Here is a 26813-nt window from a genome sequence, read left to right as displayed (position 1 = left end):
AAAACATAACGCGATTTTAACAAGGGTGATGATAAAAAATAAAGTAATATGGTCTAAATCCTGTTTAGAAAATGATTCTTCTATAATTTGCACATAAAAGCTTGTGATGACTCACAGTACTTTGCATCATAATAAATAAAATCATTGGTAAGGAGGATGCCGCATGGCTTACGACATAATCAGCGATATTCATGGCTGCTATGACGAAATGACTGCATTAATCCAAAAGCTTGGCTATACGATCAAAAATGGAGTACCTGTACACGAGGAAGGGAGGATGCTTGTTTTTGCCGGTGATTTAACCGACAGAGGACCCAAATCGATAGAGGTCATCCGCTTTGTAGCGGGCGCTTACGACAAAGGCGCTGTACGTTATGTCCCGGGAAATCATTGCAATAAGCTGTACCGCTACTTAAAAGGAAATCCGGTGAAAGTGATGCACGGTCTCGAAACAACAGCGGCAGAGCTTGAGGAACTTTCTAAAGAAGAAAGAACAGCAGTCAGCGAACAGTTTATGAAGCTATACGAAACAGCGCCGCTTTACGACATCTTACATAACGGAGAATTAGTTGTCGCCCATGCTGGCATAAAGGCTGACGATATCGGCAAATATACCCGCAGGGTGAAAGACTTTGTGCTTTACGGTGATGTGACGGGCGAAACGTATCCGGACGGCAGACCCGTCAGACGTGATTGGGCGGCAGCCTATAACGGCAAGGCTTGGGTCGTATACGGCCATACACCTGTGAAAGAGCCTCGGAAAGCCAATCGCACCATCAACATTGATACAGGCTGCGTGTTCGGAAATAAACTGACAGGCTTTCGCTTTCCAGAAATAGAAACCGTCTCAGTTCCAAGTTCCCTGCCTTATGACGAATCAAGATTTCGTTCCATATAAAAAAGGAGAGAATCAATGATTCTCTCCTTTTATCAGTTCGTTCATATCTTGAGGCAGTGACGCATGAAACGTCATGTTCTCCTGTGTCAGCGGATGGATAAATGAAAGCTGCTCGCTGTGCAGGGCCTGGCGGCCAATTTCCCGTCTCGTTCCGCCGTACAGTGTATCGCCGCACAGCGGGTGCCCAAGATAGCTCATATGTACACGAATTTGGTGGGTCCGTCCAGTCTCAAGCTGCAATGTCACCAAGGTCATATCGTCATTTGCGCATGTGACATAAAAATGAGTAACAGCCTTCTGGCCATCCGGTGTCACTGTCCGTTCAATAATACTGTCAGGATGTCTGCCAATCGGAGCATCAACTGTTCCCTCCGCCTGTGTCAACCGCCCGTGGACCACTGCCACATACCGGCGTTTCACAAGCCCGTTTTTTTGCGCTGATGATAAAATGGAGTGGGCAAACCGATGCTTGGCAACAAGCATGACACCTGATGTATCCCGGTCAAGCCGTGTGACAAGGTGAACTGTCGCCCTCACTCCATTTTTTTGATAATGATGGATAATTCCATTAGCAATGCTGCCGGACGGGTGCTCTCTCGAGGGGATAGAAGACACATACGGCTGCTTGTTTATCACAAGCACATGTTCATCCTCATACAGGATATCGAGCGGAACAGGCTCTGCCAATAGCGTCTTGCTCACCAGTTCCTCAGGAAACTTCACAGTAAGAAGTTCTCCCTCTCTCAAAACGTATTTGACCGTCACATGCTCACCGTTGATTAACAGGTCTCCACCGCCAAACTTGATATCGGTCAGCAGACGTTTTGATATTCCCAGTTCACCCGCATATTCTTTAAGCGTCATCCCGTCTTCGGCGGAAGTAATGTTCTTTCTGATAAAAAAATGATCCACGTTACGTCCTCTTTCTATTCGCCTTTACCGATAAACGAATCTTGGACTCTTTTCCAAAATGGAAACGGACGGAATCTCGCAAACCTCACATTTTCGGAAGCAACTTGGCAGCGGATTGACTTTACATCCTTATGAAGAAGGGTTAAATGGTCAATCGTCACCTGAAAGTCAACTTCGTTTCTCGGCTTAATCATGCAATCATGATGGGAAGGGAGAAGCAGCGGCGATCCAACCGTCCGAAATACGCGGTTGTTAATAGAAGCCATTTCCGCAAGCTGGATCGCTCTGATAGACGGATGGATAATCGCTCCGCCCAGCGCCTTATTGTAGGCTGTGCTGCCAGATGGCGTTGACAGGCAGAGGCCGTCGCCCCGGAAGGTTTCAAAGAGCTGTCCCTTAATTTCCACATCAGCTACAAGGCTTCCTTCTATGCTTTTAATCGTGCATTCATTCAATGCTAAATACCTTTCTTCCCGCTCGTTTTCGTGATAGGTCACAATCACTTCGAGAAGCGGATATTCGACTGTATGATACGGCGTTTTCGCAATCGCTAGAACAAGTTTTTCAATTTCATGAGGAACCCAGTCGGCATAAAACCCCAGATGACCCGTGTGAACGCCGACAAAAGCTGTTTTGTCCAATCGGTCGCTGTACCTGTGAAAAGCGTACAAAAGCGTTCCGTCGCCTCCGACTGAAATGACGATTTCCGGTTCATTTTCATCCAGTTCCATATCAAAATCCAATAAATACGCCTGTATTTTGCTTTTCAGCGTATCAGAAACTTGATCTCCTTTTGATGATACGGCAAATTTCATGCTTTTCTTCCCCTTTACCTATTGTTGCTCGCTTCCTTTTTTCTTTCTAGAAAAGGCAGCTTGAGCTTCTTGCACTTCACCCCTGATCTCCGACATCTCTTCATCAAGCCGGGAAGCCGCTTCAGAAGCACGCTGAAGCCTTAATTTTACTTTTTCAGGGATGTTTCCGCTGTATTTATAATTCAGTGAATGCTCAATGGTCGCCCAAAAATTCATCGCCAGCGTGCGGATCTGTATTTCGACGAGAACATGTTTTTCTCCGGATACCGTCTGTAAAGGATACAGCACGACAAGATGATATGACCGGTACCCGCTCTCTTTATGTTCTGCAATATAATCCCTCTGATCCACAACGGTGAAATCTTTTCTGGCAAACAGCATGTCTTTTACAATTTGGATGTCATCGACAAATTGGCACATGATTCTAAGGCCTGCGATATCCTGCATGGTTTCAATTTCATGTAAAGGTATGCTTTTCCGTCTCGCTTTTTCAAGTATGCTCGCCACAGGTTTGACGCGCCCGGTCACAAATTCGATCGGAGAATGGTCATCCTCGTATTCATATAATGTGCGGATCCCCTTGAGTTTCACTTTCAACTCTTCCACAGCCTGGCGGTATGGCACTAAAAAACGCTCCCATTGTTTGTCATCCATCATACATCCCCCAATTCCGAACCAGTTTCTATCAAAACACGCGCTTCACTTTTTCTTCCATTTCTCCATAGTTTGCATTATCTTTAATATTTTCTAAAAGATACTCCAATTCCTCATGCAGGCCTGCCAGTTCAATGGTTTTGTTTCCGGCCTCTAAAACAACCGGGACTCTTTGTGCATGGGCCTTCTTCAGTTCGGGCCATACATGTTCCTTTATAATGACATATTCAAAAGAATCAGCTAATTCAAGTATGTATACAAAAGCAAAGTGGTCAGAATCAACAAGCATTTGACCTGACGGTTTGCGTTCTGCTTCGTTTCCTTCCGTCTCACAGGTAAGGCGAAGCTGATCATCCGATAATGTTGCGTTCAAGATTTCGATTCTGTTTTGCATAATGCTCTCCTTTTTAAACAAAGTACAGATTCATTTTATCATACCAAGCTGGATATTGATAAACCTAACATCTAAAGAGATAATAGGAAAAATAAGATTTTCAGGGCGGAAAGGAAGAGCAACATGAGCCAAGAAATTGAAATAGAATTTAAAAACATGCTGACCAAACAAGAATTTGAAACGATAACAGCCGCACTCCAGCTGACAGAAAAAGATTTTACAGATCAGAAGAATCATTATTTTGACACAAGCAGCTTTGCGCTTAAACAAAAACACGCTGCGCTGCGAATCCGCAGAAAAAACGGAGAGTATGTTCTGACATTAAAAGAACCGGCAGATGTAGGGCTTCTGGAAACGCACCAACAGCTTTCAGCGGTTTCAGACCTTACTGGCTTTTCAGTTCCCGAAGGCCCTGTGATGGACCAGCTGCACAAGCTTCGGATCGATACAGATGCCATTCAATACTTTGGATCTTTAGCAACAAATCGCGCGGAAAAAGTAACAGAAAAAGGCTTAATAGTTTTAGACCACAGCCGATATTTAAATAAAGAGGACTATGAAATCGAATTTGAGGCGGCAGACTGGCATGAGGGCAGACAGGCCTTTGAGGAGCTGCTTCAGCAATTCAGCATTCCTCGGCGAGAAACCAAAAATAAAATTCTGCGATTTTATGAAGAAAAACGAAAGTCTATATAAGGTGGAATGACATCGTGAATGTAACGAATTGGGGAGCATTACTTCAGCTTCAGGCATTACAGTCCATATCTAATGCACGCAGCACAGGCACTCAAAATGATGCGGAAAGCCCGCTCTCAAGCTTCAGCTCTTTGCTAAGCCAATATACAAACGGCCTGACGACTCAGCAACCAACAGCATCTTCTGCAACGTCAAGCCCGCCCAGTCTGCTGAACAGCGCTTCTTCAACAGCGCCGCCATTGCTTTCAGCTTATGGGCTCAACTCATATACAAATAGCAATTCAGGTTATATCACAAACACGGCAGACAGCACCGTAACAGCTGCCGCAAATTCCTCTTCAAACAAGCGTGAAACAAAACAGATCAGTTCGGGAGACTTCTCCATTGACAATGCTATAAAAAAAGCAGCTGATAAATATGGCGTTGATGAAAAACTAATCCGTGCCGTCATCAAGCAGGAATCAGGCTTTCATGCAAAAGCGGTCAGCGGAGCAGGTGCGATGGGCCTCATGCAGCTCATGCCGTCAACGGCAAGCTCACTTGGCGTTTCTAATCCGCTGGATCCGCAGCAAAATGTGGAGGGCGGAACGAAATATTTAAAACAAATGCTGAATAAATACGACGGCAATGTGTCTATGGCATTAGCGGCTTACAACGCCGGGCCGGGAAATGTTGACCGATACGGAGGTATTCCTCCTTTCCAAGAAACGCAAAACTATGTAAAAAAAATAACTTCAGCTTATTACGCGTAACCAGAGCGGCTTCTGCCCTCTGGTTTTTTTGCGAAGTGAAATCTTACGCATTCCTGATTTTTATGTGATATGATATGAAATACAACCCCTGGCTTACAGCCGAAACTTGTCATCAAACACATAAAAGGCAGTTTGTTTGTAGAAATGATGCCTTGTTGCTAAAATAAATTTAGATGAATTGTTAACATACAGAAAATTACTTTTTGCAATAGGATTTATGATTCCTATTAGCCATATTTAAAGGAGTAGTCAACATGGGACAATCGTTTAACGCACCTTATGAAGCGATTGGAGAAGAACTTCTATCGCAACTTGTTGATACTTTTTATGAGCGTGTCGCGTCTCATCCTTTGCTGAAGCCAATTTTTCCGAGCGATTTAACAGAAACCGCCAGGAAACAGAAGCAATTTTTGACTCAATATTTAGGCGGGCCTCCGCTTTATACTGAGGAACACGGCCACCCCATGCTCAGAGCAAGGCATCTTCCCTTTCCAATTACAAATGAGAGAGCTGATGCGTGGCTCAGCTGTATGAAGGACGCAATGGACCATGTAGGGCTGGAGGGCGATATTCGTGAGTTTTTGTTTGGCCGGCTGGAATTGACAGCAAGGCATATGGTGAATCATGAAGCGGAGGATCGATCATCTTGACAAACTATCAGCATGAGCAATACTTCGCCCATTGCCACGGCCATCCAAAAAAACCGCTTGAAATCTACATGTTTGTAGACCCTTTATGTCCTGAATGCTGGTCCTTAGAGCCCGTTATTAAAAAGCTGAAAATTAGATACGGACGCTTTTTCACATTACGCATTATAGCTTCCGCAAGCCTTACCACGTTAAATAAGAAACGGAAAAAGCATCTTCTCGCAGAAGCATGGGAAAAGATCGCGAGCCGCTCTGGCATGTCGTGTGACGGCAATGTCTGGTTCGAGCAAGATCAGCCGCTTTCATCGCCTTATATGGCTGCTCTCGCTTTTAAAGCAGCCGAACTGCAAGGAAGAAAAGCCGGCATGCAATTTCTCAGAAATATGCAGGAAAGTCTGTTTGTTTCAAAGAAAAATATTACGGATGAAAACGTGCTATTGGAAATCGCGGAAAAAACGAGTCTCGATCTTGAAGAGTTCAAAAATGATCTGCATTCTCAAAGCGCGGTCAAGGCGCTTCAATGTGACATGAGAATTGCCGCTGAGATGGATGTTTCCGTCAATCCGACGCTGACGTTTTTCAATACACAGCATGAGGACGAAGGTCTTAAAGTACCCGGCAGCTATTCATATGACGTATATGAAGAAATCTTATTTGAGATGCTTGGCGACGAGCCGACGCCGTCGGAAACACCGCCTCTGGAATGTTTTATTGAATATTTCCGCTTCGTTGCCTCCAAGGAAATTGCTCTAGTTTATGACCTGAGCCTTGAAGAGGTAGAAAAAGAAATGAAAAAATTGGCGTTTGCTAAAAAGGTTGCCAAAGTGGAAGCCAAAAACGGAATGTTTTGGAAGTCTCTCAGCACTTATTCTGATGAGTATCAATCATGTGAAAAATAGCCGCAGGCGTGTATATGCTTGAGGCTGTTTTTTTGCACCGGCATCAAACATACGTTCTATCCATAACACTAAAGAAACCGCGCCGGGATAAGCGCGGTTTCATATGTCTTAACGACAACAAAGGGGATGGGAGAAATTTTTCACGGTCAAACAAAGGGGTAATGTTTGTTTGTGATCAATTTCACATCCTTATGATAACAAAAGATGTCGACTGTTGACAACCTCTATGCTTAATGTTCATATTTTTGTCACAAAACATAACGAAGTACATTCGCTCATATCCTAATAAGGAAAAAGGACGAGGGGGACCGCCATGATGTATACTGTGATCTCAATTGTGTGCATTGCCGTTTTTTTCTGCTTGAATATACTGGGCATGATGCATATGCTGCCGCTTTATATTACCTCTCCTCTGCTGTTTCTGTCTATTTTGTTTACCCTCTACCGCCTGAACCACCGGAAAACCTTTAAAGGGTTTTAAAAAGCCTGTGCGTCATTTCTGCACAGGCTTTCTTTTTTAAGACTGCTTGACTTTCATCAGCAGCTCTTCCATTTCATCAAGTTTTTCTTCAAACATTTTGCACGCAGCTTCAATCGGCTCTGGAGACGTCATATCAACGCCCGCTTTTTTCAGTACATCAATCGGGTATTGTGAGCTTCCCGCTTTCAGGAAGTCAATATAACGGTCAACCGCCGGCTTTCCTTCTTTTAAAATCTGGCTGCTCAACGCTTGGGCAGCACTGTACCCTGTCGCATACTGATACACATAGTAATTGTAATAGAAGTGCGGAATCCGTGACCATTCAAGGCCGATTTCCTTATCAATGACCATGCCGTCTCCAAAATACTTTTTATTCAGATCGTAATAGACATTCGTCAGAAGCTCAGGTGTAAGCGGCTCCCCTTCTTGCGCCTTTGAATGGATCAGATGTTCAAATTCAGCAAACATCGTTTGTCTAAAGACCGTTCCTCTGAAGCCCTCAAGCATATGGTTGAGAATATATAAGCGCTGTTTTTCATCATCTAAGTTGTTCAGCAGGTATTCGCCAAGAAGCGCTTCGTTTGTCGTAGACGCAACTTCCGCTACAAAGATACTGTAATTGCCGTATGGATATGGCTGGTGCTTTCTCGTATAGTAGCTGTGCACGGAATGTCCAAACTCGTGCACAAGCGTAAAGAGATTATTGACGTTATCATGCCAGTTCATCAAGATATACGGATTCGTGCCGTAAGCTCCTGAAGAATAAGCGCCATTGCGTTTTCCTTTATTTTCATAAACGTCGACCCAGCGGTTCTCCAGCCCTTCTTTTAAGATGGAGGCGTATTCTTCCCCTAAAGGTGCCAGACCTTTCAGCATATAATCTTTGGCTTCCTCGTAGGTGACCTTCATCCCCGCATCCTTCACAAGCGGTGTATATAGATCATAGATATGCACCTCATCAAGCTCAAGCACTTTCTTTCTCAGCGCGATATAGCGGTGCAGGAGCGGCAAATGCTTATGAATCGTTTTAACGAGGTTGTCGTATACTTCCTCAGGAATACTGTTGTTAGAAAGTGCAGCTTCACGTGCAGATTTGTATTTTTTCACTCTCGCGTAGAAGTTGTCCTTTTTCACAGTGCCGCTTAGCGTCGTAGCCATTGTGTTTTTATATTGTCCATATGTTTTATATACTGCTTCAAAGGCATTTTTGCGGACTTCACGGTTTTCACTTTCTAAGAAATTAATAAAATTCCCGTGAGTGATCTGTTTTTCATTCCCCTCTTCATCCTTAATAGACGGGAATGTAATTTCGGCGTTATTTAACACGCTGAACGTATTGGAAGATGAACCTAGCACATCAGAAGCTTCAGCAAGCAGCGCCTCTTCCTTCTCGCTCAGCACGTGCGGGCGTTCCTTTGTAATCTCCTCAATCGCATGAGAGTACAGCTTCAGTTCTTCTTTTTCAAGAATAAACTGCTGCAGTTTGTCTTCTTCTATGGATAAAATTTCCGGAACCAAATAAGCTGTCGCGCTTGCGGCCTGTGTATATAGGTTTCCCGCTTTGTCATTCAGCCCCTGATAAAAAGAGTTCCCGGTATCTTGGTCAGAGCGCATATGCGCATATGTGTAAAGCCTGCCCAGCCGCTCCATCACTTTATCTTGGAATGTAAGAGCTTGGTATAAATGGTCAGCTGAATCTGCCAGCTTTCCTTTATACTTAGATAAATTCGGAATTAATTCTTTTACAGCTTGAAATTCTTTATTCCAGGCCTCATCACTAGGAAAAATATCCTCAAGTCTCCATGTGTCTTCTGCCTTTACCTCACTTCTGTCAGGCAGTTGGTTTGCTTTTTTTTCCTCAGCCATGGTGATCCCCCTCGTTTTCTTTGATTCAAGCCAATTGAAAAAACCGCTGTTTCTCAATAAACTTGTGTTGTGAATATCTTCCGGCTTTTCACTGCCTTTTGTCAAATCATATGCCGTAATGAAGAGAACGAATGCCAATAAAGCAGTAAAAACACGAAAAACCTTTTTTATTGTGCCTTTCACAGCCAGCCCACCACCTTTGTCTTAGGGTGAGCCAAATGAGACAAACTCATTCTATAAAACAGCTGCGGTCACTCTCTATGAGATCCTGTAATGAGCGTACGCCCTCTGCAGGCTGATTCAGCACATATACTTCTTTCTGAGTCTCCCTTAAAAATCCCTTCTTGCACAAAAAATCAATGTACTGCTTCACCGCTTCAGAAAGACAATCTTCGCTGCATTTGTACCTGAGCGAAATGTTCTTTTTATGGATGTGCAGTTTGCACTGCTGTAAAACAGCTGAAAAGCGGATTGGCGCGCGTTTATATCCCAGATCCGTAATAAACAGATATAGAAACCCCTGCCACACAAAGACCGGGCTATTAAAAACAGCCCCTTTTATAACAGGGACAAACACTTCCGTCGGAAGAAAAGAAAGGGGTGTCTGCCGCTTTTCATAAAACAGCAGCCTGAGGCGATTTGTTTCCTTGGAGATAAACCGATGGGGTTTATGGCGAAAACGGTGAATCGCTTTCGTCCAGCCGGAATATTGAAATGCGGGCGTCGGTTCAGTAAAAAAAAGATCGTTTGCAGCAGCCCGATGGATAGGAATCGTTTGAACAAAGGAATAAGAATGGTTTGTGTAAAACGGAATGATGTGGCTGAGCCGGCGGAAAGAACGTGTTTCCGGGCAATAACATATCAGTTCCCTATATGGGCTTGCATTGATAAATTGCCAATGGAAAGCAGAAAGCTGATAAAAGGACGGTGCAGAGCGTTTTAAGCGGCTGTGCCCCACAATCCACTGCGGGATGATTCCTGCTTTTTTGAAGCCCTCTGTCCGCTTTTGAAAGACATCTGGAGCAAGAGTGGCACATTGATACTCAACAGCAAGCATGCGTCCTTTGATCTTTGTCATGATGTCTGGTCTTTGATTGATGTTTTTCATATACGGTTCTAATATCGGGGAAGCCTGTTGCGTTTTCAGCCATACATACAGCTGTCTTTTTCCTTCTAAGTGATAGGCGCTTTCCGGTTCTATGTCTATCGAACAGGATTTGTTCTGTTTATGGGCGAAATGCGGTGCTTTCTGGAGGCCGAGCTTCACAGCAAGCTCACCTCCGCAAACCGGACAGAAGAATCGTCTCCCCTTTAATTTCCGGGTTTGCCGAGCGCCTAGAAGGTGAAATATTTGGCCGTCTTCAGTCACAGCACTAAACAATTGTCATCTCTCCTTTCCAGATGAGGTATACTTTCTGGAAAAGATGAACAACTCCTGTTCTCCGTCATTTCTCATGTATGTATGTTTATAAATTTTTCACGTCTCAAAAATGGCATTTCATTGCATAAAAAAAACCGATTTCCGGAAAGAAATCGGTTTGCTATGATGCAAAGTGTTTTTTTATTGTTTCCAGAGCATGCTCTGAAATAATCAGCTTGCCGTACTCTTCAAGACGGTGTATGCTGATTGAGGATTCATTTGCGTACTCCAACAGGATGCTTAGCTGATTTTCAACCTCTTCATCAGTCATATTGCCAAAATCTACATATAAATAATATCGGTTCTCAAACGAGTATAAAGTCGTTTTGCTTCCGTTAACGTTCAATTTAGATAGAGAAATAACATCCTCAAAATCGCCAAACCGCAAGACAAATTGAAGCTTTTGCTCCTTCTCTTCCTGATTGACGGCTTGCTCTTCTTTCTGGAAATCATCCAGCAAGGCGTCAAGATCCTCAGATGCTGGTTCTTGCTTTTTATCCTCAGGAATCGGCAGTTCGAGCTTTTGTCCGTCTTTGGAAAGCTGGGCTTTTGTGACGATGATTTCTAATCCTTTGTCCAGTGCCTGCACTTGAATCCAAAGAGGGCCTTCCACAGCAAATTCCTCTTCCTCATGAACTTCATCCATAACTTCCCAGAAAAGTTCTTCACTGCGTTCACGGTTATACCAAATTTCTTCTCTGTCAAAACCGCGATCTTCAATATCTCCGTAAGACATATAAAATTTTACTGTATGCTCGTTAATTCTTTCAATTTCCATTTGCCAACCTTCCCTTCTATATAAGATGTTGAAGGGACATCTAAGCTCCCGATTAATAAGTACTTTACTACACTTTACCCATTCCGTCCACATCTTAACCTTAATGGAAGGCCAGTGTGAATTCCTTTGTATTTTCTATTTTATGATAAAACAGTCACAAAAGAAATAAAAATGCACCTTCACCTAAAAAAAGGCAGATCTGCGGCTCATATCATAAAATATAACCTGTCTCATATAGTAGTAGTACAAGCGATGGAACGAAAGCGAGGTGCCGATTTATGGAGTACGACTATCTGATTTCTCTGCTTGTTATTGTTGGGATCGACCTGATCCTCGGCGGAGATAATGCGGTCGTCATTGCCATGGCCAGCAGAAATTTGCCGGACAAGCAAAGACAGCAAGCTATTATTCTCGGAACATTTATCGCTGTTGCCATGAGAATCGGATTAACAAGCGCAGCGGTTTACCTTTTGAACATTCCGTTCTTGCAGTGCGCCGGCGGAATTTTCCTGCTGTATTTAGGGTATCAGCTGCTGATTGAAAAAAAAGACACGCAGCACATCAAAAGCAGCACCTCCCTGTGGAGAGCGATACGAACGATTGTGCTTGCAGATCTCTTTATGTCTCTGGACAACGTCATAGCAGTTGCGGGAGCGTCACACGGTGAGTTTTCTCTCGTGGCCATAGGTTTGTGTGTATCGGTGCCGGTTATTATTTGGGGCAGTAAACTCATCCATATCGCACTTGAGAAAATGCCGGTTCTGATTTACGCGGGAAGCGGTCTGCTTGCTTATACAGGGGGAGAAATGATTGTCAGGGACAAGAAGCTGTCTTTTTTTATGGCGCAGCACGGCGTAGTCGAAACGCTCCTCCCCGTTTTAACGGTCGCGTTTGTTATTCTTGCGAGTATTTATTATCAGCAGGTGGAAAAATAAAAGAAGGCTGATCACTCAGCCTTCTTTTGATGATTCGATCTATTAGTTTGCCAAACGCTGTGCTTCTCTTAATTGGAAAGAGCGGACTTTTCTTGGCAGGAAACGTCTAATTTCGTCTTCGTTGTACCCGACCTGCAAACGTTTTTCGTCGATGATGATTGGACGGCGAAGCAAACCTGGATGCTCGTTGATCAAGCGGTACAAGTCTTGCAGCGGCATAGATTCAACGTTCACATTCAGTTTTTGGAATACTTTTGAACGAGTTGAGATAATTTCATCTGTTCCGTCCTCAGTCATTCGAAGAATTTGTTTTATTTCATCAATTGATAAAGGTTCAGAGAAAATGTTTCTTTCTTCAAATGGAATATCGTGCTCCTCCAGCCACGCTCTCGCCTTTCTGCATGAAGTACAGCTTGGTGATGTGTATAGTGTAACCATTCATCTTCACTCCTCTAATTAGTAGGATGAACATCTATTTTATTCTTAAATTGAAATTACTCTAAAAAAGGAATCTTTATAGGTATTATACTATAAAAAAGTAAGTGTGAACAGTATCCTAAGAAAAAAATGTGTCAATCCGGCAAATTTTTAATTTTAATGATATGTTCTAATTCTCAATTAGCTTAACTGATCGAAAATATTTTTTTGTTTTTCTTCATCAATGAGTTTCAGGACCTCATCTGTTTTTTCGTACGATTCGCCGTACCATTTCTCATCTTTATAAGTATGAATGTTTTCATATGTCTGTTTCATGGCTTCAAGAATTTCTTCTTCTGATTCTGTTTTTGGTGACCAGTACAGAATCTCCATCTTGTTTACTTCATTCGTAGCCAATGACCGGCGCCGGTACCCAATTGACTGAGCATGTTTGAAATGCTCTCTTTGATAAAACCTCAGGCGTCTTTCTGTATCAGTGTCATCTTCATCCACAGGCTCCACCTCGAGCAAGATCGGCTTATTTTTCTTTTTCAGGTTCGCGATCAATTTACCGCCAAGCCCCTGCCCTCTTGCATCCTTAGACACATACAGATAATCAACGAATATAAAAGAATCAAATTCCGCAAACATTAAAATATGATGTTTGCCTTCATCTTTATGATAAATATCGCTCCGCTCTTTCATAAGAGCTTCCATATGCGCTTTTGATTTCATTTCTTCAATTGGAAAGTACTCGCTAAGCTTTTCATACCAGTTCATTGATTTGCTCCTTATGAGTTCATTGTCTTCATACTTTTAGATATACCCCATTTCTTCTTGTTTAAACAGCTTTACATCTATAAAGACGTACGAACTTCCGCCATGGTTTCATTTTTTTTCTGCCTGGCGCTCGGTTCATTGTGAAGGGTATGCAAAAAGGCCTCATTAAGTGCTGCTTTCTCTTCTATAATGAAGCAGCCGCGGCTGTGTCAGTGCGATAAAAAAGGTTATGCCATATAATGCGGCAGCCGCGATAAAAACCGTTTTCGCACCAGCCGTATCAGCCACGAGCCCCATGATGGAGTAGGTGACGCCGGACCAAGGAGTCAAAATCGCATTTTTGGCAGCCATGATCCCGATACGCTTCTGTTTCGGAATAACCTCCTGAAGCACGGTTTCCTGGCAAATATCACGCACCTGATAAAAAGGCCCCATTGCAGCACAAGCAAGAGCACATAAAAACGGAATTGGAGAAAATGAGAACAAAAGAGTCAGCATCGACATGACTAGCGAGCTAAACATAATGGCAAATCCCATTTTCCGTTCAAAAAAAGCAGAAAAACGAATGGCAATCAGACTGCCGACAATGGCACCTACAAAATAAGAAGCGTTAAACATCCCCCACCACACCTCTGTTTCATGCAAAACAGCCACCGTAAATGCGAGAAGAATCGCAGACGACCAAACAGAACCTGCCAAAGCTTCTAACATGTCCATTAGCGTAATGTCTCTTACAATAGGGATGATCATGACATCCTTCCATATACCCCCAGCAGATGCTGATTCAGCTGTGCCATCAGCCACTTCTTCATTTACCTGAAGCAAACAAATCGAAGCCCCTGAAAGGACAAACAGGAAAAAGGCTGCACCGACAACGAGTTCAAAAGGTACAGCATACGTCAAAAGGCCTCCTAGTCCCCAGCCTGCAGTCAGAAACAATTGATTCGAGAGGGAGATCACGCCATTCGCTTTCACATATTGCTCTTTTGGAACAATCATCGGCAGCAGCGCGAATCTTGCCGGCTGAAAAAAGGCGCCTGTGAAAGAAAAACAGAACACAAACAGCAGCGTTACCCAAAAGAAAATCTGTCCGTGATGGGTGACGCTAAAAGCCATCAGGATTGTAAAGGCCGCTCTCAGCAGATTTGCGCCCGCAAGCACCTTTTTAAAACCGAGATTGCGAAGCACCGCAGAAATGCAAAAGCTCGCCGCTATACTCGCAAACGACATGAACGATAAAACAAGACCCGCCAAAAAGACGGAATCGGTCATTTGATAGACCCGGACCATTAAAACGATTGTGACAAGGACTCCTGCTAAAGATTGAAGGGATTGAGACAGCAGCAGTGCAAAAACATGTTTGTTATGCAGAAATTGTATCGTATTTCGCCTCCGTTTTTTCCTCTAATTGCAAATATTATCATTCTCACTTTCTATGATTGCGCAAAAAAATCCTTCAAGACGTTTCTCTTGAAGGATTGAAGAATCATGAGTATGCTTTAAATTCTGCTTCCGTGCACATCACAAAATGTCCCGGTTTCACTTCACGGAATTCCATCGTTTCCCCATCTTTTAATTGATGGACAGATGGATCGTATTTCTGACGGACGCGATTTCTCTCGTAATCCGGATCAGGCAGCGGAATCGCCGAAAGCAATGACTTTGTGTATGGGTGAAGCGGATTTTCATAAAGCTCATCTGCTGGCGCAAGCTCAACAAGTTTACCAAAATACATGACTCCGATGCGGTCGCTGATGTATTTGACCATCGATAAATCATGGGCGATAAACAGATATGTGAGGCCTTTTTCTTTTTGCAGGTCTTTCATTAAATTCACGACCTGCGCTTGAATGGATACATCCAGAGCAGAAATCGGCTCATCCGCGATAATAAATTCCGGATCAACAGCAAGAGCTCTGGCAATCCCGATTCTTTGGCGCTGGCCTCCGGAGAATTCATGCGGATAGCGGTTCGCGTGTTCCTTGTTTAAGCCGACTGTTTCCAAGAGCTCGTGCACCCGTTGCATCCGCTCTTTTTTCGTTTTCGCCAGCTTATGAATATCGAGGCCTTCGGCAATAATATCAGCAACTGTCATTCTCGGATTCAGGGATGCATATGGATCTTGGAAAATCATCTGCATTTTGCGGTTGAATTCCAGCAGTTTTTTCCGCGATTTCTTTCCGTGCACATTTTCGCCGTTGAACAGCACCTCACCATCGGTCGCTTCGTATAGCCGAATAATGCTTCGGCCTGTTGTTGATTTACCGCAGCCAGATTCTCCAACCAGCCCTAATGTTTCGCCTTTATAGATATCAAATGATAAATCGTCTACAGCCTTAACCGTTCCTTTTGGCGTGACAAAGTGCTGTTTTAAATGTTTGATTTCTAATAGTTTCTCAGTCAATTCATTCACCTTCTCTCACTAAGACAGGTTTTTCATACGTATTTGCCAGTTTACGCATTTTCGCTTTTACCGCTTCAGGCGGCTCTACCTTTGGCGCGTCAGGATGAAGCAGCCACGATTTGACATAATGAGTATCGGATACCTTAAACATTGGCGGCTCCTGTTCAAAATCGATTTTCATCGCGTAAGAGCTCCGCAGCGCAAAAGCATCTCCTTTTGGCGGGTTTGTCAAATCAGGCGGCGTGCCCGGAATTGCAGTCAGCTGCTCCTCTCCTGAACTTTCCAGTGTCGGCATGGATGCAAGTAGCCCCCACGTGTACGGATGTCTCGGATCGTAGAAAATCTCGTCTACCGTACCGGTTTCTACAATCTGTCCTGCGTACATGACAGCAACCCGGTCAGCAACGTTAGCCACAACACCAAGGTCGTGTGTGATAAAGATGATGGATGTGTCAATTTTCTTTTGCAAATCCTTCATCAATTCGAGAATTTGCGCTTGTATCGTTACATCAAGAGCGGTTGTCGGCTCATCGGCGATCAGCAGCTTCGGATTCGCCGCAAGTGCCATCGCAATGACAACCCGCTGCCTCATACCGCCTGAAAATTCGTGCGGAAATTGGTTAACCCGCTTTTCCGGCATCGGGATACCGACTAACTCCAGCAGTTCAACCGCGCGTTTTTTCGCCGCTTCCTTTGAGATTTTTTCGTGTTTAAAAAGCACTTCCGTAATTTGTTTGCCGACCTTCATCGTCGGATTTAAAGAGGTCATCGGATCCTGGAATATCATCCCGATCTCTTTTCCCCGGACATTTTGCATTTCTTTTTCGGACAGCGGCACCAGATCCTTTCCTTCAAACAAGATCTCACCGCGTTTGAAATAACCCGGAGGCATTGGGATCAGCTTCATGATCGCTTGAGAGGTCACACTTTTTCCGGAACCTGATTCTCCAACGATAGCCAGCGTTTCTCCTTTATCGAGATGAAAATTCACTCCGCGGATCGCCTGAACCTCTCCGCCATATGTTTTAAATGAAATCGCTAAATCTTTTACTTCTAATAGGCGTGTCACCCGTATCACTCCCTTATTTACGTAACTTAGGATCCAATGCGTCTCTTAATCCATCGCCGACAACGTTAAAGCCAAACATCGTAATGCAGATGAAACCGGCAGGGAAGAATAAACGCCACGGATAATATGTCAATGCAGGCAATCCGTCAGAAGCCATCGTTCCCCAGCTTGCCAGCGGAGCCGGCACACCAAGTCCCAAATAGCTTAAAAAGGCTTCTGTAAAAATCGCAGTCGGAACTGTCAATGTCATCGTGACCAAAATAGGACCCATAGCGTTTGGCACGATATGTTTAAACAGGAGACGGGATGTTTTTGCGCCAAGTGTCTGTGAAGCAAGCACATATTCCTGATTTTTCAGCTGCAGCACTTGTCCGCGTACGATTCTGGCCATATTAATCCAGCCCGTAATCGTCATGGCAATAATAATCGTAAATAGCCCTTTCGGAAGAACAACCATCAGTAAGATAACCATTAATAATGAAGGAACGGCCCAAAGGATATCGGCAATACGCATCATAATTTCATCTGTTCTGCCTCCGCGGAATCCTGAAATGCTTCCCCAAATGACGCCGATCAGCAAATCAAGAACAGCGGCTGCAACACCGATAAAGATTGAAATTCGCGCACCTATCCAAGTGCGGACGAAAATATCCCGTCCAAGATCATCTGTTCCGAACCAGTGATCTTTTGAAGGCGGCTTATCCGCATTTAAGAGATTAGTCGTTGAATAATCATATCTTGAGAACATCGGCGCAAAAATGGCCATAAGGATAATGAACACAATAATGATAAGCCCGACCATTGCAAGCTTATTGCTGCGGAAGCGAAGCATCGCATCTTTCCAGAGGGAAAGGCTCTTTTTACTTATTTTCTCAGCATCGCCGGCATTCGCTGCGGCTGGCTCAAACATGTTTTTTGGAATGTTCTGCATGGCCTAGGCTCCTTTCTTTGCTTTGGAAAGCTTAATTCTTGGATCAATAATGCCGTATAGCACGTCTACAATTAATACACACAATAGAAGGATGACACTGAAGAACACCGTTACACCCATAATGACTGTATAATCACGGTTTGTAATACTGTTTACGAAGTGTGCACCAAGCCCTGGGATACCAAAAATCGTTTCAATAATAAAGCTTCCCGTTAAGACCTGCGCGGCCATCGGGCCCATGTATGTAACGACTGGCAAAAGCGCGTTTCGAATGGCGTGCCGCACTGTAACGGCTGGACGGGACAGCCCTTTTGCTTTCGCTGTGCGAATATAATCACTGTTTAACACTTCGATCATGCTTGAACGGGAAAGTCTGGCAATAAACGCCATCGGCATGGAAGCAAGTGCGATTGAAGGCAAAAAGGTGTATGCCCAGGACTCCCACCCCGCGACTGGAAACAGCCCCAGCTTCATGGAGAACATATATTGCAGAACAGCCGCCATGATAAAGCTTGGAACTGAAATGCCGAAAATTGTTAAGATCGCAACGGTATAATCCTGCCACTTATTATGGTAAAGGGCTGCTATAACCCCAAACAATACACCTAACGCTAGAGCGAGGAGAATAGCTTCTGCTCCAAGAGTGAATGAAACGGGGAAACCTGAACTGATCAGGTCGTTAACACTCTGACCTTTATATTTAAATGACGGTCCGAAATCCCACATTGCAACTGATTTTACATAACTGACGTATTGTACAAACAGCGGCTTGTCCAAGCCGTAATGTGCATTTAAGTTTGCTTCAATTTCAGGCGGTAGCTTTTTCTCACCTGAAAATGGCCCGCCCGGTGCTGCCTGCATTAAGAAGAATGTCACTGTAACAATCACAAATAATGTGATAACCATATAGACTAAGCGTCTTCCGATATATTTTAGCAAGGGGGAACACCTCCATGTTTTTTACATTTTAATACTCTTTCAGTAAGAAAGGTATATGGGGCTTTTTTCCCCATATACCTTGAGGTCTTTTATTTTCAGACGAAACCTTATTCAAAATATGCGTTTCTGAAATAAACCTCACCAGTACCTGGCATGATAACACCTTTTAAATTTTCATCCTGTACCCAAGTATCAGTATAGAAATAGATTGGGGCAACTGGCATTTCATCAATGAAAATACCTTCTGCTTTTTTCAGCAGCTCTGCACGCTTTGTTGGATCTGTTTCTGTTTGTGACTGGTTCAGAAGCTTTTTGAATTCTGGATTTTCCCAGCCGGTATCGTTATTTCCTCCGTCTTTGTCACGGAACAATTCAAGGAAACTAATAGGATCATTGAAGTCGGCCAGCCAGCCCATACGGCCGATTTGATAGTCTTGGCTGTGAAGCTTATCAATATATACATTCCATTCTGAGTTATCCAGCTCAACATTCACGCCTAAATTTTTCTTCCACATTTCTTGTACGGCTTGAGCGATTTTCGCATGTGCATCATCAGTGTTATAAGATAATTTGATTTTCGGCAGGTCGGATGCCTTGCTTAGGCCCATTTCTTTCAGGCCTTTTTCAAGGTATTTTTTTGCCGTTTTGATATCGTTGTCTTTGAAGTAGCCTTCTTTGTTATCCTCAAATCCCTTCATTGTCGGCGGCACCGCAGCCATTGCCGGGATTTGCTCTCCTTGTGTAACGTTTTTAACAATCGATTGACGGTCAAGAGAATATGTTAAAGCCTTACGGATATTTATATTGTCTAACGGCTTAGCTTCAATGTTGAATTTGTACCAATACACACCAGCGATCGGCTCAACATGTAAAGAACCGTCTTTTTTCAGGGTAGGCAGAGATTCAGTCGGTAGCTGTCCGAGCGGCATACCGGCCCAATCAAGTTCGCCAGCTTGGAATTTTTTTAGCTCAGTATTGTTATTGTTGATCATCACCATATCGATTTTCTTCAGCTTGACTTTGTCTTTATCCCAGTACTGGTCATTTTTTTCAAGAGTGATAGAACCGCTGTGTTTCCATGCCGTCATTTTGAACGGTCCGTTCGATACATAATCATCTCCGGCATTTGTGTTCCATTTTTTGTTTTTCTCTGCAATATTCTTGTTGATCGGCATATACGTATAGAACGCTGTTAATTCAGTGAAATATGGAGTCGGGTTATTTAATTCAACCTTTAGCGTTTTATCATTTACAGCCTTTACAGCCACATCATCAAGGCTGCCTTTTCCTTTGTTCGCCGCTTCAGCACCTTTTATGTAGTAAAGCTGGTAAGCGTATTGTGATTCGTTATTAGGATCAAGCACCCATTTCCAGGCATATTCAAAATCTTGTGCTGTTACAGGGTCACCATTAGACCATTTCACACCATCACGAATGGTAAATGTATATGTCTTTCCATCTTTGCTCGTTTCAATTTTAGAAGCCATGCCTTCTTCAGGCTCACCATCTGCATTGATGCGTGTCAATCCTTCAAAAGTCTGACGGATGACACCGCCTGATACTGAATCATTTGCCAATCCCGGATGTAAGGAAAACGGCTCAGTTTTAATATTAATGTTAAGTGTCGTCTTTCCTTTACTGTCCTTTTTCCCTTCACCGTTTGATCCGCTGCCGCCAAAGCCGCATGCGCTCAGCACGAGAGTGAAAATGAGCATCAACGTGACAATCGACCAACGCTTATTCATTATCGCAAACCCCCTAATAATAATTTTTCAGCTCCTTACGGCTAAATCCTCAGAAATATCAGACAAATGAACCTGAGTTTCCGTAACTTTTATTCTGTTCCGTCTTTTCTGATTATTTTTGTAAAAAAGCTGTAACAATAGAGTGAACAAGTTCATTATAATGAAACAAATAATTTATTGCAATATTATTTTATCAATTTAAAATATTAGAACTTCGTTAGTTTTTCTTCCACCAACATAATATCCTTCTACCATTTAAAGCATAAATTGATTAAAAACTATTTTATGAGTTTTCTGTCCATATTGCTTTTTACATATAATATCTAGCTGTTTTCACGCTGATAGCAGTTATCATTTAGGGGTTTTACAGCACTTATGGTATTTATATCTTTACAATGTTACTGGATAAAAGAATGTTTTTTCTTGATGACAATTGGTTATAATTGATTTATAATGAAGCAATCAAAAGAAAAGCGTGCTATGAAAAAGAGTAGTACACATTTCACCTGTTTAAAGAGAGTCTGCGGTGCTGGGAGCAGATAACAGGCAATGTGGAATGGACTTTGGAGCAGCTGACCGAAACCGAAAAAGTAGGCTCAGCCGGAGCAGTCTCCGTTAAAAACGTCAGAGTGATTCCATTTTAATGGAATAATCAGGGTGGTACCACGGTTCATTCGTCCCTTTTTTCTTGGGGAAGAATGAGCCTTTTTTATTATGTTTTAAGAAATGAGGTTGATGTTTTCATGAAACAAACAATTTTTTCAGGCATTCAGCCAAGCGGCTCCGTTACGCTCGGCAACTATATCGGTGCAATGAAGCAGTTTGTCGAACTGCAGCATGATTATAACAGCTATTTTTGCATCGTGGATCAGCATGCGATAACCGTGCCTCAAGACCGTCTTCAGCTAAGGAAGAATATCCGCAGTCTGGCGGCACTTTACTTAGCTGTCGGACTTGATCCAGAAAAAGCAACATTGTTTATTCAGTCAGAGGTTCCCGCGCATGCTCAGGCCGGATGGATGATGCAGTGTGTCGCATATATCGGCGAGCTTGAACGGATGACCCAATTTAAAGACAAATCCAAAGGCAATGAAGCTGTTGTCTCCGGCTTATTAACATACCCGCCGTTGATGGCCGCTGATATTCTCTTGTATGGAACGGACCTTGTGCCTGTCGGTGAGGACCAAAAGCAGCACCTTGAGCTGACGCGAAATCTCGCAGAACGCTTCAACAAAAAATATAATGACATCTTTACGGTTCCGGAAGTGAAAATTCCAAAAGTCGGCGCGCGCATCATGTCTCTAAACGATCCGCTGAAGAAAATGAGTAAATCCGATCCGAACCAGAAATCTTATATTACCTTGCTGGATGAGCCAAAGCTTCTTGAAAAGAAAATCAAAAGCGCTGTGACAGATTCTGAAGGCATTGTAAAATTTGATAAAGAAAACAAACCAGGCGTTTCCAACCTTCTTACGATTTATTCAATCCTCGGCAATACGACAATTGAAGAGCTTGAAGCAAAGTACGAAGGGAAAGGCTACGGCGAGTTTAAAGGTGATTTGGCAGAAGTCGTGGTTAACGCATTAAAACCGATCCAGGACCGCTATCATGAACTAATTGAATCTGATGAATTAGATTGGATTCTTGATGAAGGTGCGGAACGTGCGAACCGGACAGCGAACAAAATGCTGAAAAAAATGGAGAACGCCATGGGTCTTGGCCGAAAAAGACGCTAAACAAAAAACCGCTCTTTATAAAGAGCGGTTTTTTTCAGTTTACCTTTGATTCATTTTCCATTTCCCATAGCTTTTCGAAAAAAGGCTGTCCTTTTATCAGGTTTTCACAAAATGCCAGATGCTTGTCCGACCAGCCCTCAATGGTTTCGTTATACAGCATGTCCCAAATCTCTTCAAAGCTCATCCGTTTGATTTGTTCATACATATGTGGGTTCCACTCTGTGTACCAGTAGCCGATTTCAGCGCGGTTTTTCAACCCTTTTAATTGATCCAGCGCCATAAACATCAGCTGCTTGATTTGCCGTTCTTTTCTTGTCAGCCCTCTGACATGCTCTGGTGCTAATGATAAAATGTGATATTCTTTAGAGGATTCCAGCTTCTTTGCCTCAAATTCATATGTAACAGGCTCTACATCTTTTACCATTTCATAAACGAGCTGCTCCTGCCTTGGGATCAGACGGCTTTTTCTGACAGGGATTGTGTAGCCGATCGTGTCGACAGCCAAAATGCCGATTCCGTCTGTTACAACAAAACAATACTCAAGCTTTGTCCGCTCATGATTTTTCCGAATGTACGATTTCTGGTGTACGTCGTCAAGCAAACCTTTCGGAAGCTCAGACAAATCGTTTTCTATGTAATGAAACAGTACCGACGGCACCCTTAACAGCGGCACCTGATCCAAAAGCTCAACCGTATCTTCCTTGCGCCATTCGTGAAAGTGGCATACATTGTAGCCATTTTCTTCCCCTTCAAACCAATTGACCCACACATCATGAAGAAATAACATCTCTAACCCCTCACTTTTATAAAAACTGTTGTCCACAGTATAGGCAAGGCATAGAGAAATTATTCCAAAGAGATTGAGGAAATCTGGAATTACTGGGTTTATGTAAAAATCGAAAAAGCAGATCTCTTTGTATATTTTCTAACAAAAAGAGATCTGCTTTTCTTCTGATTTCGTTATGTTTTATAACAGATATTATTCTCATTGTCATTTAATATTTTTGGGATCCAATGCATCCCGCAGACCATCACCGACAAAGTTGAAGCATAAAACAGTCGTTAAAATTAATAGCCCGGGAAATAACGGGTACCACCATGCTTGAATCATTAATGTAAAGTTTTGAGCATCCTGAAGCATATTTCCCCAGCTTGCGATTGGCGGCTGGATACCGAAACCCAAATAGCTTAAGGTTGATTCAGCTAATATGACACTGCCTACTTTTAAAGTAGCGGAAACAATAATCGGCCCGATACAATTGGGCAAAATATGCGAAAAAATAATTTTATAATTTTTGGAGCCGATTGTTTTAGCGGCCAATACAAATTCTCTTGACCTTAGAGATAAGAACTCACTTCTGACAAGCCTAGCCGTTGTAGTCCAACCCGTCAGAGAAAAAATTAAAATTAATTTATCCATCCCCGGTTGAAAAATTGTCACCAAGGTAATAAGAAGAAAAATATCCGGAATAGATAGGACTACATCGACTATCCTCATCAATACAGCATCTACTATCCCTTTAAAGTACCCCGCTAATGCGCCCACAACGGTACCTATAGTAATGGCACCAATCACTGAAACAAAACCGACCAACAAAGACACACGAGCCCCGTATAACACCCTTGTAAATATATCGCGCCCAAACTTATCTGTCCCCATGAGATTTTGAGAGCTTGGCGGTTTTAGTTTATTTAAAAGAGATTGACTCTCAGGCGAGTATGGCGCAATAAAAGGTGCAAAGACCGCCATTAAAATGATAACTGTTAAAATGATGCCACCGACAACAGCAAGCTTATTTTTGAAAAACTTCTCAAAAAAGATCCTAGTCATTGTTTCTGGTTTTTTTCCAATATTTTCTTTTAGCTTTACCTCATTTGAGGGAGCTGCAGTGTTTGGATGTGCCATATGTGTCTCCCCCTTTTAATATTCAATTCTCGGATCAACTAAAGCATACAAAATATCCGCAATCAAGTTCCCCAGTACAACCAAAACAGCAGAAATAACAGTCATAGCCATAATAACCGGATAATCTCGCGAGAATGCCGAATCAATAAATAACTTCCCTAATCCCGGCCAAGTAAAAATTTGCTCAACCACGACAGCACCACCAATAAATGATGGAATCATTAATCCGAAAATTGTAATAACAGGTAGTAGGCCATTTCTCAAGCCATGTTTGAAAATGACTTTATTTTCTTTAAACCCTTTTGACCGAGCTGTTCTTATATAATCTTGCTTTAATACATCGAGCATACTTGATCGTGTATATCGAGTAATACCGGCCATATCAGCAGTTGCTAAAACAAATGCAGGCAAAATTAAATGATGGAGCCTATCAAAAATGCTAAAGTCAGCGTTTAATGTGCTGACACCCCCTGTAGGAAACCAGCCGAGATTTACAGAAAGAACCATAATAAGAATTAATCCGAACCAGAAATTTGGTATTGCCAGCCCTAAAAATGATGTAACAGTAATACCATAATCAAGTTTAGAATAAGGGCGTTTCGCGGAAAGAACTCCGAAAGGAATTGAAATCAGAAGAGCAAGAAAAGTTGAAAACACCATAAGCACCAAAGTATTCGGTAAACGTGAAAGGATTAGATCAGAAACTGGTGTACCCTTTTTCACAATAGATGTCCCAAAGTCACCTTGGAGCATATTTCCTAGCCATTTTAAGTATTGAACAGGTTCCGGGTCATTGAGTCCATACTTTTCAATAAATTTCGCTCTGTCAGCCTGACTGATTGTTGGATCCATCATTAGTGACATCGGGTCACCTGGTGCCGCTTTCATTATCGCAAATGATAATATTGTAATGCCTAAAAGAATTGGCAGAGACATTAATGTTCGACGAACAATATATGTAACCATATTCTTGTCCCCTTTTCTAAAATAGGATAAAGAGGAAAGGATGCTTGATCCTTACCTCTCTAGGGATTTCTTTATTATTGTTCAAGCCACCATTTTTCAATATGATATAAGTCATTCTTTGGATGGAATACATAGCCATGCATGTTTGTCGGGATTGCCCTATGGTAATTGTAATAAAATAAGAATGAATAAGGCTGATCCTCTGCAATCAATTTATAAATTTCTTCGTATTTTTTCTGATATTCTTTTCTGTCTGTGATTGACTTCGCTTCAACTAAAAGTTTATCTACTTTAGGGTTTTTATACCACATATTGTTCAAGCCCTTTTCAGACTGACTTGAATGGAAGATCGAGTACTGGTCAGGGAACGTAGCTAGACTCCATCCGAGCAACAACGCATCATAATCCCAATTTGGCGGATTTGTCTGTTCAATAAGAGCACTAAATTCTACTATTTGCGGTTTTGCTTCAATTCCTACTTCTTTAAGTTGCTGCTGAACAACAACCGCTAAATCTTCCCGCATTTTATTGCCTTGATTTGTCTTAATGGTAAACGAAAACTTCTTTCCATCCTTATCAAGGTAACCGTCTCCGTCTGTATCTTTCCATCCCGCTTCTTTCAATAGTTTCTTAGCTTTTTTAGGATTGTAATCAAATGTAGGTACATCACTTTTCGGGTAATTCCAGGATAGCGGACTTTCAGGAACGTTTGCAACTTCACCATCACCGTTTAACACCTGATCTACCATTGCTTTTCGATCAAGTGCATGCGTAAGAGCTTGGCGGACTTTTTTGTCTTTAAATAATTCGTTTTTTTCATTCCATCCAATATAGCTGTAGTTCAAACCAAGATCTGATTTAACTTGAACATTATCAAATGTTTTAACTGTCTCAATGTCTGTGCCCGGTACAACAAAGAAGTCAATATCCCCAGCTTTTAACTGAGCAACAGCGGCATTAGAATCAGGAATCGTCTTAACTGTCACTGTATCTAAATATGGTCTTCCGCCATAATAGTCATCATTTGCTTCAAGTTTTACATAATCGCCCTTCTTCCATTCAACAAACTTGAATGGACCCGAACCAATTGGATTCTTCCTGTTAAATTCATTTTCGCCTAAATCTGCAACTGGCACTTTCCCTAAAATGTGTTTAGGCAGAATACCGTAACTGCCTAAAACAACATTGTAAAAATACGCATCCTTTTTCTTTAATTTAAATTCAATTTCATAATCACCTTTTTTTGTCACAGATTTTAGTGATTCAAAACCAGAACCGCGTTCACCATTATAGTCCTTATTTAAAGGGATGCTATAAGTGAAAACAACGTCATCGGCTGTAAGTTCTTTTCCATCATGGAATTTTACACCTTTTCTAATTTTGACATCATAAGTCAGGCCATCTTTGGATTCCGTTACTTTCTCAGCTAAAGCAGGTTTCACATTTAGTTTTTCATCCGTTTCTAATAATTTACTATAGATCATCCCTTCAATATCTGAACTGACGACATCAGTAGAATAGAGTGGATTAAACAACGTTGGCTCCCCGATTGAACCCACAACCAAATCCCCGCCTTGCTGAGGTTTTCCGTTTGATTTTTTCTCACTGCTGCTGCTCGATTTTGATCCGGAGCAGGCCGATAAAAAGATGGCCATAACCATCAATACACTTAGCATCATCAGTGCGGTTTTACGTCTTTTCATTAGATATTCCCCCTCTTGAAATGTTCGTTCTTCTCAGCTGTTGTTTATGTAGTGTGCATACCCCCTCTCA

At 42.5% G+C, this 26813-nt stretch carries 27 protein-coding genes, 1 pseudogene and 1 other annotated feature; of the genes and pseudogenes, 8 read left to right on the top strand and 20 right to left on the bottom strand.

Features of this window, described 5'->3' with window-relative positions; all coding sequences use genetic code 11:
- Positions 1 to 163: 163 nt before the first annotated feature.
- Positions 164 to 898 carry a bis(5'-nucleosyl)-tetraphosphatase PrpE gene (gene prpE / locus MOF34_RS04220; RefSeq protein WP_019713984.1) on the top strand — a complete coding sequence of 245 codons (735 nt, stop codon included), beginning with the start codon at positions 164 to 166 and terminating at the stop codon, positions 896 to 898.
- A 12-nt stretch (positions 899 to 910) separates the two neighbouring features.
- Here prpE and MOF34_RS04215 read toward each other — a convergent pair whose 3' ends face one another.
- From MOF34_RS04215 to MOF34_RS04200, 4 genes are read right to left on the bottom strand one after another with little or no spacing between them, the layout of a single operon-like run.
- Positions 911 to 1810 carry an RluA family pseudouridine synthase gene (locus MOF34_RS04215; protein WP_268398691.1) on the bottom strand — a complete coding sequence of 300 codons (900 nt, stop codon included), beginning with the start codon at positions 1808 to 1810 and terminating at the stop codon, positions 911 to 913.
- Between the two features lie 14 nt (positions 1811 to 1824).
- On the bottom strand, positions 1825 to 2625 hold the full coding sequence (locus MOF34_RS04210; RefSeq protein WP_003224622.1) for an NAD kinase: 801 nt from the start codon (positions 2623 to 2625) through the stop codon (positions 1825 to 1827).
- 18 nt (positions 2626 to 2643) lie between these two features.
- Complete coding sequence (yjbM, locus tag MOF34_RS04205; protein WP_064813377.1) at positions 2644 to 3279, bottom strand: GTP diphosphokinase; 636 nt, start codon at positions 3277 to 3279, stop codon at positions 2644 to 2646.
- Positions 3280 to 3310: 31 nt separating this feature from the next.
- Entirely contained in the window at positions 3311 to 3673 is a 363-nt protein-coding gene (locus tag MOF34_RS04200; RefSeq protein WP_268398689.1) for a hypothetical protein, read from the bottom strand.
- Positions 3674 to 3796: 123 nt separating this feature from the next.
- On the opposite strand from MOF34_RS04200, the gene MOF34_RS04195 reads away from it, so the two are divergent.
- From MOF34_RS04195 to MOF34_RS04175, 5 genes are all read left to right on the top strand, one after another.
- Positions 3797 to 4369 carry a CYTH domain-containing protein gene (locus MOF34_RS04195; RefSeq protein ID WP_268398687.1) on the top strand — a complete coding sequence of 191 codons (573 nt, stop codon included), beginning with the start codon at positions 3797 to 3799 and terminating at the stop codon, positions 4367 to 4369.
- A 14-nt stretch (positions 4370 to 4383) separates the two neighbouring features.
- Positions 4384 to 5121, top strand: a complete 738-nt coding sequence (locus tag MOF34_RS04190) for a lytic transglycosylase domain-containing protein (protein ID WP_268398685.1) — start codon at positions 4384 to 4386, stop codon at positions 5119 to 5121.
- Between the two features lie 254 nt (positions 5122 to 5375).
- Entirely contained in the window at positions 5376 to 5771 is a 396-nt protein-coding gene (locus MOF34_RS04185) for a thiol management oxidoreductase (RefSeq protein ID WP_268398683.1), read from the top strand.
- Complete coding sequence (spxH, locus tag MOF34_RS04180; protein ID WP_268398681.1) at positions 5768 to 6667, top strand: protease adaptor protein SpxH; 900 nt, start codon at positions 5768 to 5770, stop codon at positions 6665 to 6667. The genes MOF34_RS04185 and spxH overlap by 4 nt, the downstream gene beginning before the upstream one ends.
- A 313-nt stretch (positions 6668 to 6980) precedes the next feature.
- Entirely contained in the window at positions 6981 to 7148 is a 168-nt protein-coding gene (locus MOF34_RS04175) for a hypothetical protein (RefSeq protein ID WP_019713977.1), read from the top strand.
- Positions 7149 to 7184: 36 nt separating this feature from the next.
- Here the strand turns inward: MOF34_RS04175 and pepF are convergent, their stop codons facing one another.
- From pepF to MOF34_RS04155, 4 genes and pseudogenes are all read right to left on the bottom strand, one after another.
- Positions 7185 to 9014: an oligoendopeptidase F gene (gene pepF, locus MOF34_RS04170; RefSeq protein WP_268398741.1), complete on the bottom strand. Its 1830-nt coding sequence runs from the start codon at positions 9012 to 9014 to the stop codon at positions 7185 to 7187.
- Between the two features lie 229 nt (positions 9015 to 9243).
- Positions 9244 to 10395 (bottom strand): competence protein CoiA family protein, encoded by a 1152-nt coding sequence (locus MOF34_RS04165; RefSeq protein ID WP_019713975.1) that lies wholly within the window; start codon positions 10393 to 10395, stop codon positions 9244 to 9246.
- Between the two features lie 160 nt (positions 10396 to 10555).
- Positions 10556 to 11212, bottom strand: coding sequence for an adaptor protein MecA (mecA, locus tag MOF34_RS04160; RefSeq protein ID WP_014113374.1), 657 nt, complete (start codon positions 11210 to 11212; stop codon positions 10556 to 10558).
- A pseudogene (locus MOF34_RS04155) lies at positions 11179 to 11305 on the bottom strand (hypothetical protein). The gene mecA and the pseudogene MOF34_RS04155 overlap by 34 nt, the downstream one beginning before the upstream one ends.
- 185 nt (positions 11306 to 11490) lie before the next feature.
- On the opposite strand from MOF34_RS04155, the gene MOF34_RS04150 reads away from it, so the two are divergent.
- Positions 11491 to 12147 (top strand): TerC family protein, encoded by a 657-nt coding sequence (locus tag MOF34_RS04150; RefSeq protein ID WP_268398679.1) that lies wholly within the window; start codon positions 11491 to 11493, stop codon positions 12145 to 12147.
- 42 nt (positions 12148 to 12189) lie between these two features.
- On the opposite strand, the gene spx is transcribed toward MOF34_RS04150, so the two are convergent.
- The 8 genes from spx to oppA form a co-directional block, all read right to left on the bottom strand.
- Positions 12190 to 12585, bottom strand: coding sequence for a transcriptional regulator Spx (gene spx, locus MOF34_RS04145; protein WP_003239281.1), 396 nt, complete (start codon positions 12583 to 12585; stop codon positions 12190 to 12192).
- A gap of 180 nt (positions 12586 to 12765) precedes the next feature.
- Positions 12766 to 13344 carry a GNAT family N-acetyltransferase gene (locus tag MOF34_RS04140; protein WP_268398677.1) on the bottom strand — a complete coding sequence of 193 codons (579 nt, stop codon included), beginning with the start codon at positions 13342 to 13344 and terminating at the stop codon, positions 12766 to 12768.
- Between the two features lie 165 nt (positions 13345 to 13509).
- Positions 13510 to 14724 carry an MFS transporter gene (locus tag MOF34_RS04135; protein WP_268398740.1) on the bottom strand — a complete coding sequence of 405 codons (1215 nt, stop codon included), beginning with the start codon at positions 14722 to 14724 and terminating at the stop codon, positions 13510 to 13512.
- A 106-nt stretch (positions 14725 to 14830) separates the two neighbouring features.
- Complete coding sequence (gene oppF / locus MOF34_RS04130) at positions 14831 to 15748, bottom strand: oligopeptide ABC transporter ATP-binding protein OppF (RefSeq protein ID WP_268398676.1); 918 nt, start codon at positions 15746 to 15748, stop codon at positions 14831 to 14833.
- 1 nt (position 15749) lies between these two features.
- The gene (oppD, locus tag MOF34_RS04125; RefSeq protein ID WP_072182805.1) at positions 15750 to 16826 is read right to left on the bottom strand and encodes an oligopeptide ABC transporter ATP-binding protein OppD; all 1077 of its coding nucleotides are present in this window, start codon (positions 16824 to 16826) and stop codon (positions 15750 to 15752) included.
- Positions 16827 to 16830: 4 nt separating this feature from the next.
- The gene (gene oppC / locus MOF34_RS04120; protein ID WP_019713967.1) at positions 16831 to 17748 is read right to left on the bottom strand and encodes an oligopeptide ABC transporter permease OppC; all 918 of its coding nucleotides are present in this window, start codon (positions 17746 to 17748) and stop codon (positions 16831 to 16833) included.
- Between the two features lie 3 nt (positions 17749 to 17751).
- Positions 17752 to 18687, bottom strand: a complete 936-nt coding sequence (gene oppB, locus MOF34_RS04115) for an oligopeptide ABC transporter permease OppB (RefSeq protein WP_019713966.1) — start codon at positions 18685 to 18687, stop codon at positions 17752 to 17754.
- Positions 18688 to 18794: 107 nt separating this feature from the next.
- The gene (gene oppA / locus MOF34_RS04110; protein WP_268398673.1) at positions 18795 to 20432 is read right to left on the bottom strand and encodes an oligopeptide ABC transporter substrate-binding protein OppA; all 1638 of its coding nucleotides are present in this window, start codon (positions 20430 to 20432) and stop codon (positions 18795 to 18797) included.
- Positions 20433 to 20903: 471 nt separating this feature from the next.
- Positions 20904 to 21117: a binding site (T-box leader), on the top strand.
- A gap of 58 nt (positions 21118 to 21175) precedes the next feature.
- Here oppA and trpS point away from each other — a divergent pair.
- Positions 21176 to 22168 carry a tryptophan--tRNA ligase gene (gene trpS / locus MOF34_RS04105; RefSeq protein WP_268398671.1) on the top strand — a complete coding sequence of 331 codons (993 nt, stop codon included), beginning with the start codon at positions 21176 to 21178 and terminating at the stop codon, positions 22166 to 22168.
- Positions 22169 to 22202: 34 nt separating this feature from the next.
- On the opposite strand, the gene MOF34_RS04100 is transcribed toward trpS, so the two are convergent.
- From MOF34_RS04100 to MOF34_RS04085, 4 genes are all read right to left on the bottom strand, one after another.
- Complete coding sequence (locus tag MOF34_RS04100) at positions 22203 to 22955, bottom strand: YjbA family protein (RefSeq protein WP_019713963.1); 753 nt, start codon at positions 22953 to 22955, stop codon at positions 22203 to 22205.
- A gap of 204 nt (positions 22956 to 23159) precedes the next feature.
- Positions 23160 to 24074, bottom strand: a complete 915-nt coding sequence (gene opp4C, locus MOF34_RS04095) for an oligopeptide ABC transporter permease (protein ID WP_019713962.1) — start codon at positions 24072 to 24074, stop codon at positions 23160 to 23162.
- Positions 24075 to 24089: 15 nt separating this feature from the next.
- Positions 24090 to 25040 carry an ABC transporter permease gene (locus MOF34_RS04090; protein WP_268398668.1) on the bottom strand — a complete coding sequence of 317 codons (951 nt, stop codon included), beginning with the start codon at positions 25038 to 25040 and terminating at the stop codon, positions 24090 to 24092.
- Between the two features lie 74 nt (positions 25041 to 25114).
- Entirely contained in the window at positions 25115 to 26743 is a 1629-nt protein-coding gene (locus MOF34_RS04085; protein WP_268398666.1) for a peptide-binding protein, read from the bottom strand.
- Between the last annotated feature and the right edge of the window lie 70 nt (positions 26744 to 26813).

Source organism: Bacillus sp. T17B1, from assembly GCF_026796395.1.
Taxonomy (GTDB): Bacteria; Bacillota; Bacilli; order Bacillales; family Bacillaceae; genus Bacillus; species Bacillus spizizenii_A.
The sequence above is the reverse complement of the archived record's forward strand: the minus strand, read 5'-3'. Positions and strand labels throughout refer to the sequence as shown.